Source organism: Mesorhizobium sp. ISC15, assembly GCF_037162615.1.
Lineage (GTDB): Bacteria > Pseudomonadota > Alphaproteobacteria > Rhizobiales > Rhizobiaceae > Mesorhizobium > Mesorhizobium mediterraneum.
In genome coordinates, this window is the sequence record NZ_JAVSPX010000001.1 from 6,066,392 (window position 1) to 6,078,353 (window position 11,962).

An 11,962-nucleotide genomic window follows, 5' to 3' on the forward strand; every position below is an offset into this window, starting at 1 on the left:
TCCAGGGACTCGTCGGCCGCGTTTCCGTATCGAGAGCCGGAATTTTTACCCGGCCTTAAGTCCTGAGCCGTATGATTAACAATGCCCGTAAACGAATGGTTACCGCCGGCAAAAAACTTTAGGAATTTGTTTCCCATAGTTCCGGTAAAGTCGGTGGAAACGGGTGAAGCCTGAGGTTTGCCAGGTGGATTGGGCGATATGTGCAGGTGTGCGTTTCCAGGAGTACCGAATCATGAAGTCACGTGAAAACCTCGTTCGGCTGAAGCAGTTTCAGGTGAACGAGAAGAGGCGGCAATTGCTGCAATGCGACATGATGATCGCTGAATTCGAGCGCATGGCTGTCGAACTGGAACTTCAGATCACTGCCGAAGAAAAGAAAGCCGGCATCACCGACATCAACCATTTTGCCTATCCGACCTTCGCCAAGGCAGCGCGCCTGCGCCGCGACAACCTCAGAAATTCGCAAAGCGACCTCGCCCAGCAACGAAGCGTCGCCGAATCACTGCTCGGCGAAGCCGAAGCGGAGCTTTCCAAAGCGGAAATGCTCGAATCGCGCGACACCAAGATCCGCGACGCCGAGACCGGCGGCCGCAGCGCCATGATCGGCTGAAAACAAGGCTTTAAGGGCCAATCAAAGCCCAGCGATCCGGGCGTTGCTCATCTGGAACGTCGCCGCTCATACCGGGCCGTCAGCAGGCTTACGCCACCAAATCCCCTTCATGTTCCGCGACCGCCCGCGCCCGGGCATCCTTGATGTCGGGAGCATGCTGCTCTGACCAGGACCTGATCTGATTGAGCAGCCCCGCCAGGTTCTGGCCGAGCTCGGTCAATTCATATTCGACCCGCGGTGGGATAACCGGAAAGATCTCGCGCCGCACCAGGCCATCGCGCTCAAGCACGCGCAGCGTGTGCGTCAGCATTTTCGGAGAAATGCCTTCGAGCTTGCGCGCCAATTCGCCGTTGCGCAGCCGGCCCCGGCGCAACGCGCAGATCACCAGATAGACCCATTTACTGGCGAGCATTTCAAGCACGGTGTGCGAGGGGCACGTCCGCCGGAATGCGTCGTAGCCAAATGGGGATTTATCTTCGCTATCCATAAGGTGTCTATATATCGAAAAGGTACATACTAGACAAGCGGATATTACTATCCAAATGATAGTGGCACACCAACAAGCAGGAGAGCCTCCCAATGCGTGCCGTTATCCAGAATTCCGTCGGCGGACCCGAAGTCCTCGTCATCGCCGACCGTCCGGCACCGTCGCCCAACGCCGGCGAGGTGCTTATCCGCGTCGGCGCCTCCGGCATCAATCCGGTTGATGGCGCGGTTCGCGCCGGCCGCTATCCGCTGCTCGGCGAGCCGCCCTTCATCCTCGGCTGGGATGTTTCGGGAACCGTCGAGGCGCTGGGGTCTGGCGTAACCGGCCTAAAGGTCGGCGACGCCGTATTCGGAATGCCGCGCTTTCCCAAGCAGGCGGCCGCCAATGCCGAATTGGCCGCCGTCCCGGCGGACGAGATCGCGCCGAAGCCGAAAGGCATCGATCACCTCCATGCCGCGGCACTGCCGCTGGCCGGCCTGACGGCCTGGCAAGGTCTGGTTCGCCATGGCGGGCTCGAACAAGGCCAGCGCGTATTGGTCCACGCGGCGGCCGGTGGCGTCGGGCATTTGGCGGTGCAGATCGCCAAGGCGCGCGGCGCTTATGTCGTCGCCACCGCGAGCCCTGAAAAGCTCGACTTCGCACGCTCGCTGGGAGCCGACGAAGTGATCGATTACACAAAGGATGATTTCGTCGACAAGGCCCATGACATCGACCTCGTCCTGGAGATGTTTGGCGGCGATCATGCGCAGCGCTCGCTGAAGGTTCTCAAGGCCGGCGGCGTGCTGGTGTCATTGCTCGATGTCAGCGACACCACAAAGGCAGAAGCCAAGGCGCAAGATATCCGCGTCGAGCGGATGTCCGTCGTGCCCGACCGCGCAGGCCTTGTAGAACTTGGCAAGCTTATCGAAGCGAAAAAGCTTGCCGCCCATGTGGCAAAGGCCTTTCCGCTCGAAGAAGCAGGCGCTGCCCATGCCTTTCTCGCCACCAGGCCGATCGGCAAGGTGGTGCTGACGGCCTGAAGCAGAGAAAACCGTTCCGGCAAAACAAAAAGGGCGCGGATTATCGCGCCTTTTGACGTCCTCGAACCAGCCTTAATGCCGATATTGCTGGATGCGCGTCGTGCGCAGCCCGGCAAGGCCATATTCGTCGATCGACGCCTGCCAGGACAGGAATTCCTCGGTGGTCAGCTTGTAGCGCTGGCACGCCTCTTCGAGGCTCAAAAGCCCGCCGCGCACAGCCGCCACCACTTCCGCCTTGCGTCGGATAACCCAGCGGCGTGTGTTCGTCGGCGGCAGATCGGCAATCGTAAGAGGGCTGCCGTCAGGCCCGATAACATATTTGACTCGCGGTCTAACAAGATCGGTCATCGTACTCTCTACTAAAAACTCAAAGACCCAATCCCCACCACATTACCGCCACAGCTTTAAAAATTGCCTAAGCAGACCCTAATAGCTAGGTAAGGATCATGAACGCCGCGTTAGTCTTTTCGTCGGCATTTGAGATATCTGCCGGCAAGCGTCGCATCCGTTCAAAAAAATCGGCCAGTTCGCGAAGCTGGCGTACCTGGAAAGCTTGACCTATATTCCGGCCATTGGCATTCAAGCGCCGTCGTCCAGGCGCATGCAGAACGAAAGAACCATGAACAGCCTCGACCTTCCCCGACGTCCCGAAGATACCCGCATCGTTGTCGCCATGTCGGGCGGAGTCGATTCGTCGGTCGTTGCCGGCCTTTTGAAGCGCGAAGGCTATGATGTCGTCGGCGTAACGCTACAGCTCTACGACCATGGCGCGGCAACGCACCGGGCCGGCTCGTGCTGCGCCGGCCAGGACATCGACGATGCCCGTCGCGTCTCCGAGACGCTCGGCATTCCGCATTATGTGCTCAATTACGAGGAGCGCTTCCGCAAGGCGGTGATCGACCCCTTCGCCGAGAGCTATGTGGCCGGCGAAACGCCGATCCCTTGCGTTTCCTGCAACCAGACGGTGAAGTTCGCCGACCTTCTGACGACCGCCAAGGAGCTTGGCGCCGACGCGCTGGCCACCGGCCATTACATTCGCTCCGGCGCCAATGGCGCCCATCGCGCACTGTACCGGCCGGTCGACGCGGACCGCGACCAGAGCTATTTCCTGTTCGCCACAACACAGGCGCAGATCGATTATCTGCGCTTTCCGCTCGGCGGCCTGTCGAAGCCGCAGGTTCGCGCTATCGCCGAGGAAATGGGACTGACGGTCGCCGCCAAGCAGGACAGCCAGGACATCTGCTTCGTGCCGCAGGGCAAATATTCAGACATCATCGCCAAGCTGAAGCCGACTGCTGCCAATCCGGGCGATATCGTCCATATCGACGGCCGCGTGCTCGGCCGCCATGAAGGCATTTTGCGCTACACGATCGGTCAGCGCCGCGGCATCGGCATCGCCTCGGGCGAGCCGCTCTACGTCGTCCATCTCGACGCCGACCGGGCCCGCGTCGTCGTTGGCCCGCGCGAGGCGCTGGAGACGCACAAGATTTATTTGCGCGACATGAACTGGCTGGGCGACGCTGCGCTGTCCGACATCCAGGCGGCCGGGCTGGAGCTTTTCGCCAAGGTCCGCTCGACACGCCCGCCGCGCCCGGCGGTGCTGCATCACAGCGCCGGCGTCACTACGGTGGAGCTGGTCGACGGTGAGTCCGGCATCGCGCCCGGCCAGGCCTGCGTGCTCTATTCCGACGACGGCAACGAGGCTCGCGTGTTCGGCGGCGGCTTCATCGAGCGTTCCGAGCGAGGCGCCGAGGCTGAGGCGATGCTGACGCGGCTGGCGGCCCGGCCGGCGCAGGTTCCCGCCGAATAGACGGTGATCCCGATTCTATCGGGATGGATCAGGCTCTAATACAGCGGCGCTTTTCTCTCGGGAAGACGATCCGGTGTGGGTAATCGTGCCAGCGGTCAGGATGCGCAGCACCCTGATGGCTTCCTCGCCGCCGGTGCGCGGTTCTGCCCGCGTCTCGATGCACTGGATGAAATGCTCGAGCTCTCGCGTCAGCGGCATGCCCTCGCCCACCGCCACGTAGGACGGCTCGTTGGTGGTGAAGGCCCATTGGCCGCTGTCTTGCCACACCGCGTGGCGGTAGACGGCGAGCTTGCGCTCCCACGGCTCGACATCGTCGAACACCGCCATCGCCTTGGTGCCGACCACGGTCAGCCGCCGTTCGCGGTAAGGATTGAGCCGCGACGCGAAGAGATGGCTGCGCAGGCCGTTGGGAAAGCGCATATGCAGATGCGCGAAATCACTGAGATTGTCGAGGAGCGCTGCCCCTTCGCCGCGCACCTCGATCGGCTCCGTGCCCGTGATGGCCAGGATCATCGACAGATCGTGCGGCGCCAGATCCCACAGCGCGTCGTTCTCGGTGTGGAACTTGCCGAGCCCGAGCCGGTGCGAATGGATATAGCGGACTTCGCCGAGCTCGCCATTGTCGATCAGCGCCTTCAACGTCTCGAAGGCTGGATGAAAGCGCAGCACATGGCCGACCATGAAGACGCGGCCATTGTCGGCCGCCGCCTTTACCGAACGCTCGGCATCCGTCACCGTCAGCGCGATTGGCTTTTCCACCAGCACGTCCTTGCCGCCCTGGACGGCGCGCACCGCCATATCGGCGTGGAACTGCGGCGGCAGCGCCATGACGATGGCGTCGATGTCTTTTCGAGCAAACAGCGCCTCCGGCTCGATCGCCAGGCAATCCTGTTCACTGGCGAAGCCTTCAGCGCGGGCTGGGTTGACGTCCGAGACCGCGTGAAGCGCGCCGAGCGCCTTGAGGGTGCGGATGTGGTTGCTGCCCCAGTATCCGCAACCGAGGACTGCAATGCGCGGTTTCATCAATTCCAACTCTAGAATTTCGTGGCCGAGACATAGCGGCGCACTCCGCCGAACTCAACCCCGGCATTTCAGCTCAAATTCCTGCCCGGTAGAGCTTTTCGCCCATTGGAGCGACGCACGTCCGCTTGGACGCACAAAGTTCTCACCTCATGACTTTGACCCTTCGCACCGTGCTTTCCGAAATCGATTCCGATATCCGGCCCGAAGCGATAGAATATGCCAATATGCCGGCTGCATCGATGCTTGACAGGCTTGGCCTCCCAACCTTATATCCGCCCGACCTTGGCGAACGCTTCGACATGCCTTCTGATTTAAGGCGGATTTCGGGCCTTTCGCCGCCCTGGCGGGGTAGCTCAGTTGGTTAGAGCACGGGAATCATAATCCTGGGGTCGGGGGTTCAAGTCCCTCTCCCGCTACCAAAATCTGGTTAACTCACTGAAATCTATAATAAATCTCCCCCTCGATGGTAGCGCCATCGGACGGAATTTCATAATGAGATCAAAGGAGCACTCGACTCGGAAGTAGCCTTAGGGCAGCCGTCGCAACACGCATCGAATGGCGGAGCCGGAGAACTGCTCCTGCCGCGTGAACACGCCCAACTTAAGCGACCGGCCGGAACGCTCCGGGATGCCTGACCTCAAGGTCCGTATCGATCTTGGCGGCAGCTTGCGTCTCGTTGGGCGGACTTCTGGCCAAAGCGACTGAGAGCCGCGTAGGGCGTCTGAAGGCCTTGGCCGTTGCACGCTGCTCAGCGGAACATCGAGCCACCATCCACGTCGAGCGCCGCGCCGTAGATAAAACTTGCGGCATCGGAACAGAGGAACAGGATCGCGGCAGCCATGTCATCGGGCTGGCCCATGCGGCGAATCGGCAGGTTGGCTGCGATGCGATCCTTGAGGGCCTGATCGACATGCGAGTGCATCGGCGAATCGGTCGGCCCTGGATTGAGGGCGTTGATGCGCACTTTCTTTCCCGCCAGCTCGCGCGCAACGGACTTCACCAGCGACAGCGTGCCGGCCTTTGAAGCTGCATAGGCCGTGTCGGCGATGAGGCCACCGCCACCGTGCACGCCAGCATCAGAAGCCACGCAGACAATGTTTCCACCGTTGGGACTGCCTTGCATGCGCTGCACGGCCCCCTGAACGGTGAAGAAGGTGCCCAGCAGATTGACGCCGAGCACACGCTGCCAGTGCGCCCAATCCTGTTCCGGGATTCTCTTGGCGGTAATGATCGCGGCGCAGGTGACGACATTGTCGAGCCGCGCCAGATTGGCGTCGCAATAGTCGAACATACGCCTAATGCTGTTGGGATCGCCCATGTCGGCCACCACCTCATGCGACGTTGCGCCTATTCCTTTCAGTTCGTCGTGACGCTTGCTGAGGCCCTCCGCATCGCGGTCGCAGAGCACGACCTCGGCCCCCTTGGAAAGGAATGCACGGGCGGTCTCGAAACCCATGCCGCTCGCGGCGCCGGTCACCAGCACGGTTCTGCCGGCAAAGCTGTCTTGGGCGAATGTGGCGTATGCGTCAGTCATGGTTTCTCCGAGAACAAGCGGGATAGCCGGCCACAGGCAGAGCCTCTGGCGAGGCGCTGGATTCAGGCCTTCAGATGCAGCGTCACCAGCACTGTACATTCCGCACCATCATCGAAATGCGCCGCGACACGCAGCCAGTTGCCGAAATGGGCGAGCCGCGCCATTGCCACGCCGTCGCGTTTGTCCGGCATTGGAAATTCGGTGCCTTCGCGCAGCCAACGCATTCCGTCCGGCGAAACCTCAATCCACGCCGTCGTAGTGGGTCCGACAGGTTCTTTAAGCGCGCGCACGAAGAAAATCGCCTCGCGCGCCCACCCTGCCTCATAGGGCTCGCTGGCGGCTTCACCACGCCAGCATTCATTGCGCGAGACGACCGCGGTGAAGTTCTCGGGCAGCATCAGAAGTCTCCTGAAATGCAAATGGAGTCGACGTAGAGGAAGGCGCGTTTGGCAACGTCGGTTTCCGCGAACAGGGCGAAGTTGAGCATGCACCAAAGGTTCTTCATCGCCGGAATGCGGATCGAATCGAACCCCGAGAGATCGAAGCTGCGATCGTTGCAGCGCAGCCCGAGCGCCGTCATCGATTCCAGGTCGAAGTCGAAGCACAGATAGGTCCAGTTCACCTTGGTGGGGACCTCGTTGTAGCAGAGGCGCTGCGATCCACCGGGAAGATCGAGCCAGTTCTCCGACGCCAGATGGTAGTGGCTGATCGTCTTGTTGTCGGTGCCGATCGGGATGATTCTCTCGGTCTCACGCTTGTATTGCCATTTTTGCAGATGTTGGCCGTCGAGCGCATTCAGGAAGCGCAGATGCGGCATGACGCGGTCGTCATGGCTGTCTTTGTCTCCACCCTGCAGGTCGAACAGGAAGCCGACGGAGCGCACATCGGTCTCGGACAGTTTCAGCTCGCTGGCCTCAGGCTTGAAGGTAAAATACATTTCGAAACGGATCGGCCCGCGTTTCCTGAACGTGTGGCGTTTGATGGCGACGTTGCGTGCGCCAGGCACCGGACGTGTTGCGACCTTCAAGGCGTAGGAAGAGCCCATTCCCCCGTGCGAGCCGGCATCCCAGTGTCCGAGCGTCGACAGCATTGCGCTTGTATGCTGCGCGTAACCGGGCAGCATGGTGTCAAGATCGTCCTCGTAGTTGCCGACAAGCTGCGACCAACCGCAGTGGCCACGCGAGAAATCGTCGAACGACAGAATCCGCGGCAGCGGGTCGAAGCGGCTGAGCGCCGGATCGGCGCGCAGCAGCGCCAGCCGCATCGCCTCTGTCAAGGTATCGGGTGGGTTCGGAGCCTGGATTTTCATCTGGTCGTCGGCCTCATTCGGCTTTTAGTTTCTTGACGGCATCCCAGTCGATTTCGATGCCGAGTCCCGGCCGATCCGGGACGTCGAGCGTTCCGCTCTTCTGCCGGCGGCACCCGGGAGCGAGATCGGCCAAACTCGTCTTGAACGGACTGGCGTCACATTCGCATTCCATGACGGCGAAGTTCGGCATCGCTGCAGCCAGATGGACGCTCGCGGTCTCGCAGACGATGCCCGACATGCCGATGTGCGGCGCATAGCGGATGTCATGGGCGGCGGCGTAATCCGCCATGCGACGTGTCTCCGTGATGCCGCCCGCGCGCGCTACGTCTGGTTGCAGCACGGACAGCGTCCGATTGGCGATCAGGCGTTGCGCCTGGTCGAGGGTGAAATTGCTTTCGCCTGCAGCCAGCGGCACGTCACAGCGCCGGCGCAGTTCTTCGTAACCCTGCTCGTTCTCCGGCTGCAGCGGCTCCTCGAACCAGAAATAGCCGTATGCCGAAAGCGCACTGCCGACCTCGACAGCCTCATCCATGTTGTAGGCCCAGTTTGCGTCGACACAGAGCCCGATCACGTCGCCGGCCCGCTTGCGGATGCGCTCGATACGTTTGCAGGCGTCACGCACAGGCCGCGCTATCTTCACCTTGATGCGCGTAAAGCCCTCGTCAACATAGCGATCGAGTTCAGCGTCGGCGGCCTTGTCGTCGACCCAATTGACAGCGGCGGCGTAAACGTCAATGCGATCGCGTCCAACGCCCCCAAGAAGCTTCGCGACCGGCTGCCCGGCCGCCTTGCCAAGGATATCCCAAAGCGCAATGTCCACGCCGGCGATGGCCTCAATCAGCATGCCCCCCGCCCTGCCCGACAGCGCGCGGCGCATGGACTGCCACAGAGCGCCGATGTTGCGCGCGTCCTGGCCGAGAAGGCGCGGCGTCAGCGAGCCTTCGATCAATTCGACATAGGCCTTGGGTGAGAACCGCGCCAGGGTTTCGCCGACGCCGACGATACCCTCGGTCGTACGCACCTCAACAAGAACCAGCGAAACCTTTTCATAAACGCCCCAGGACGTGACCGTAGGCTTGGGCAGCGTCTGGCTGAGGGGATGAGCAATCACCTCGGCAATCTTCAACGACTCCGCCACGATTGGATCGCTCCCGCGCATCGACTCCAGACTTCCTCCTTCGGACGATTTCTCATAGCGCCAACGTCGCAACATAGCAACTGGCAAACTTAGTTGCTATGTTGGCTGCAATTGTGCTAGGCAGCCGTTGAGAGGATGCCGAATGCCCGCAGACGCCGAACGCAAGTCGATTTTCGCCGCAAAACTCGCGAGCCCTTCCCGCCTGGCGGACGGCGTCTCGGATGCCATCGCCGCGGCCCTGTTCGACGGACGCATTGCCCCGGGCGAGGCGCTGCCGCCGGAGGGCGAGATCGCCAGGGAATTCGGCGTCTCCAAGCCGATCGCGCGTGAGGCGCTGCGCCAGTTAACCAGCGCAGGTCTGGTATCGACGCAGCAGGGGAAGGTCGCCCGCGCCAAGGCGCTCAGCGGCGAACCGATGGACCGTATCTACGCCTATGCGGTCCGCTCCAGCCTGACGCGGCTTCAGGAAGCCAACGAAATGCGCCGCGTCATCGAGGTGGGCATCGCCCGGCTCGCCGCCGAGCGCCGCGATCCGAGAGGATTGGAAGTAATGCGCCAGGCCGTGCTCGACATGCACGCCGGCATTGGTAAGCCCGGCGATTTCACCGAAGCCGACATACAGTTCCACCTCGGCCTTGCCATGGCCACGGGCAACGCCATGATCCGCATCCAGATGGAAGGTATGCGGTCGGTCCAGCGGGAGGTTTCGGAGCTGTTCTCGCGGCGCTCCAATCGCACAAACGCGGATTGGCTGGCCACCGTCGAACGGCACCAGGCAATCTACGATGCGATCGCAGCGGGCGACACCAACCTCGCCGACCGGCGCATTCACGAGCACTTTGACGCTGCCGACATTGCCTCGCTCGAGGTGGCCGGCAAACTCGGGGGGCAGTCGGCTTGAGTCACGACCGTTTCTCCCTCGCTGGCCGGCGGGCGCTGGTGACCGGCGCCAGTTCCGGTATCGGTCGGGCGGTTGCGATTGCCCTCGCCCAGCATGGAGCGTCAGTCGCGCTGCATCATTTCGGCGACGCCGCTGGCGCGCGCGACACGGCGGCCGCCATCGGCGATGGCACCGCCATCTTTGAGGTCGATTTTACAGACGGCAAAGCGATGTCGGCTTTTGCGGACGAAGTCGCCTCCAGTGCCGACCCCATCAACATCTTGATCTCGAATGGTGCTATCGAACGACGCCGTGCATGGGGCAAGGTCGACGAGGCACATATACAGGCGCATGTCGCGGCAAACTTCACAGCGCTGCTCACCTTGGCTGCGCGGCTTGTTCCAGCCATGGCGAAGCGCGGATGGGGACGCGTGGTTGCTACCGGCAGCGTCATGGCCACGCGCCCACGCGCCGAAACAGTCGTCTACGCGTCACTGAAGGCGGCGCAACTGACGGCAGTGCGCGCCATCGCACGGGATGTCGCGCAGCATGGCGTCACAATGAATGTGGTATCGCCTGGCGCCATCGAGACCGAGGCCACGGCCGAGCGCTACCGGGACGCCGCTTTCCGCAAGGCGGTTGCGGCAAAAATTCCCGCCGGCCGCCACGGCCAGGCCGACGACCTCGTCGGAGCTTTCGTTTTCTTGTGCAGCGATGCTGCCCGCTACATCACTGGAGCCGACATCCCCGTCGATGGCGGCTGGACGATTGGCGACGCACCCGGCGTCTCGCCCGGAGTGACGGCATGACAAGACGCCGCTGCTTGCCAGGCCACTCAGATCGCATTCGCAGTTGTTGATTGGACCATCAGCGTTTTGGAGGAGACTATGAAGACCGCAATGAAGCTCGCAGTTTCGGCCCTGGCCCTGTGCGCCATGTCGACCCTGGCGCTGGCTCAGGAACTCCGGGTAACCGTATGGACCGGCAGCGAGGCCCATCTCAAGATGTTAAACGGCATCGCCGCGGGCTTCATCGCCAAGCATCCGGGCGTCACGGTGAAGTTCGAGACGGTTCCGGTCGCGGACTATACCCAGAAGCTTACCTTCCAGGTCGCCGGCGGCAACGCCCCGGACGTCGCCTGGATGATGGAAGATGCGGCACCGGCATTCGAGAACGCTGGGCTGCTGATGGACATCGGCCCGGCGCTCAAGGCGACCGAGGGATACAATTTCGACGATTTCTCCCAGCCGGCGATGGCGCTTTGGCAGAAGGACGGCACGGTCTACGGCGTGCCGTTCTCGACCTCGCCGTTCCTGATCTACTACAACAAGGACATGTTCGACAAAGCGGGTCTCGAAGATCCCAATCAGCTCGCTGCAAAGGGCGAGTGGAACACGCAGAAATTTCAGGAGGTCGCCAAGAAGATCACCGAGGCCAATCCCGGAAAATGGGGCTTTGAGTTCAAGGACGGCGAAGGCTACGCATCGCGGATGACGCACGCCCTGCTGCCGCCCGTGCGCGCCTATGGCGGAGAGCTGTGGGCGAACGGCCAGTGCGGCCTGGACAAACCGGAAGCGGTGGCTGCGGTCAAGCAACTTTATGACATGGTGTTCAAGGACAAGTCGATTGTGCCGCCTGGAGAACAGGGCGATTACTTCTCAGGCAATTCCGCGATGACCATAAACCAGATCTCGCGAGCGTCGAAGATGCCGGAGGCGGGCTTCAAATGGGGCATCGCGCCCCTGCCCTCGGGACCGGCCGGTGAGGCTCCGGTCATCGGCCAGGCCGCCCTAACGGTCTTTGAATCGGGCAAGAACAAGGACCTCGCCGCTCAACTGGTTGCCGAAATGACCAGCAAGGACAACGTGGCGATCATGGCCCAGTTCTTCCCGCCGGCCCGCAAAAGCGTTCTGGAGAGCGACGCCTTCGTCAATTCCAACAAACTGATCCCGCCCGAGCAGATGAAAAGTGTCGCCGCCGCAATCGTTAACGGCCGCGTTCATCCGTCGCATGAGCGGGTGCCGCAAATATTCGCTGCTATGTCGCCGCGGGTCGACGCGCTGTGGCGGGCCGACGCCAATGTCGAAGAAGCCGTGAAAGGCGTCTGCGCCGCCATTCAGCCTTTGCTCTGACCGGGCTCTGTTCGGTGGCC

At 62.0% G+C, this 11,962-nt stretch carries 13 protein-coding genes and 1 tRNA gene; 7 read left to right on the forward strand and 7 right to left on the reverse strand.

Annotated elements, in window-relative coordinates:
• The first annotated feature begins 232 nt into the window (after positions 1 to 232).
• The gene (locus tag RPG13_RS29310; protein WP_337126634.1) at positions 233 to 610 is read left to right on the forward strand and encodes a flagellar export protein FliJ; all 378 of its coding nucleotides are present in this window, start codon (positions 233 to 235) and stop codon (positions 608 to 610) included.
• A gap of 88 nt (positions 611 to 698) precedes the next feature.
• Here the strand turns inward: RPG13_RS29310 and RPG13_RS29315 are convergent, their stop codons facing one another.
• Entirely contained in the window at positions 699 to 1,022 is a 324-nt protein-coding gene (locus tag RPG13_RS29315) for a winged helix-turn-helix transcriptional regulator (protein ID WP_245329796.1), read from the reverse strand.
• A 167-nt stretch (positions 1,023 to 1,189) separates the two neighbouring features.
• On the opposite strand from RPG13_RS29315, the gene RPG13_RS29320 reads away from it, so the two are divergent.
• Positions 1,190 to 2,116 carry an NADP-dependent oxidoreductase gene (locus tag RPG13_RS29320; protein ID WP_337126635.1) on the forward strand — a complete coding sequence of 309 codons (927 nt, stop codon included), beginning with the start codon at positions 1,190 to 1,192 and terminating at the stop codon, positions 2,114 to 2,116.
• A gap of 72 nt (positions 2,117 to 2,188) precedes the next feature.
• Here RPG13_RS29320 and sciP read toward each other — a convergent pair whose 3' ends face one another.
• A complete protein-coding gene (gene sciP, locus RPG13_RS29325) occupies positions 2,189 to 2,464 on the reverse strand; it encodes a CtrA inhibitor SciP (RefSeq protein ID WP_006203587.1) in 276 nt (91 codons plus the stop codon).
• A gap of 271 nt (positions 2,465 to 2,735) precedes the next feature.
• Here sciP and mnmA point away from each other — a divergent pair, with 271 nt between their 5' ends.
• Complete coding sequence (gene mnmA / locus RPG13_RS29330; protein WP_127293241.1) at positions 2,736 to 3,926, forward strand: tRNA 2-thiouridine(34) synthase MnmA; 1,191 nt, start codon at positions 2,736 to 2,738, stop codon at positions 3,924 to 3,926.
• Between the two features lie 15 nt (positions 3,927 to 3,941).
• On the opposite strand, the gene RPG13_RS29335 is transcribed toward mnmA, so the two are convergent.
• A complete protein-coding gene (locus RPG13_RS29335; protein WP_127203791.1) occupies positions 3,942 to 4,949 on the reverse strand; it encodes a Gfo/Idh/MocA family protein in 1,008 nt (335 codons plus the stop codon).
• A gap of 342 nt (positions 4,950 to 5,291) precedes the next feature.
• Between RPG13_RS29335 and RPG13_RS29340 the strand changes: the two genes are divergently transcribed.
• Positions 5,292 to 5,368: transfer RNA gene (locus RPG13_RS29340), tRNA-Met, on the forward strand.
• A gap of 329 nt (positions 5,369 to 5,697) precedes the next feature.
• On the opposite strand, the gene RPG13_RS29345 is transcribed toward RPG13_RS29340, so the two are convergent.
• From RPG13_RS29345 to RPG13_RS29360, 4 genes are all read right to left on the reverse strand, one after another.
• Positions 5,698 to 6,405, reverse strand: a complete 708-nt coding sequence (locus RPG13_RS29345) for an SDR family oxidoreductase (RefSeq protein WP_245493051.1) — start codon at positions 6,403 to 6,405, stop codon at positions 5,698 to 5,700.
• A gap of 140 nt (positions 6,406 to 6,545) precedes the next feature.
• Complete coding sequence (locus tag RPG13_RS29350; RefSeq protein ID WP_095484154.1) at positions 6,546 to 6,881, reverse strand: hypothetical protein; 336 nt, start codon at positions 6,879 to 6,881, stop codon at positions 6,546 to 6,548.
• Complete coding sequence (locus RPG13_RS29355) at positions 6,881 to 7,747, reverse strand: DUF6772 family protein (RefSeq protein ID WP_095484252.1); 867 nt, start codon at positions 7,745 to 7,747, stop codon at positions 6,881 to 6,883. Before RPG13_RS29355 ends, RPG13_RS29350 begins: the two co-directional genes overlap by 1 nt.
• 58 nt (positions 7,748 to 7,805) lie before the next feature.
• On the reverse strand, positions 7,806 to 8,930 hold the full coding sequence (locus tag RPG13_RS29360; protein WP_442921366.1) for a mandelate racemase/muconate lactonizing enzyme family protein: 1,125 nt from the start codon (positions 8,928 to 8,930) through the stop codon (positions 7,806 to 7,808).
• Positions 8,931 to 9,072: 142 nt separating this feature from the next.
• Here RPG13_RS29360 and RPG13_RS29365 point away from each other — a divergent pair, with 142 nt between their 5' ends.
• From RPG13_RS29365 to RPG13_RS29375, 3 genes are all read left to right on the forward strand, one after another.
• Positions 9,073 to 9,831, forward strand: coding sequence for a FadR/GntR family transcriptional regulator (locus tag RPG13_RS29365; protein WP_095484153.1), 759 nt, complete (start codon positions 9,073 to 9,075; stop codon positions 9,829 to 9,831).
• Positions 9,828 to 10,619, forward strand: coding sequence for an SDR family NAD(P)-dependent oxidoreductase (locus RPG13_RS29370; protein ID WP_292712244.1), 792 nt, complete (start codon positions 9,828 to 9,830; stop codon positions 10,617 to 10,619). Before RPG13_RS29365 ends, RPG13_RS29370 begins: the two co-directional genes overlap by 4 nt.
• 78 nt (positions 10,620 to 10,697) lie before the next feature.
• A complete protein-coding gene (locus tag RPG13_RS29375; protein WP_337126636.1) occupies positions 10,698 to 11,942 on the forward strand; it encodes an ABC transporter substrate-binding protein in 1,245 nt (414 codons plus the stop codon).
• The last annotated feature ends 20 nt before the right edge of the window (positions 11,943 to 11,962 follow it).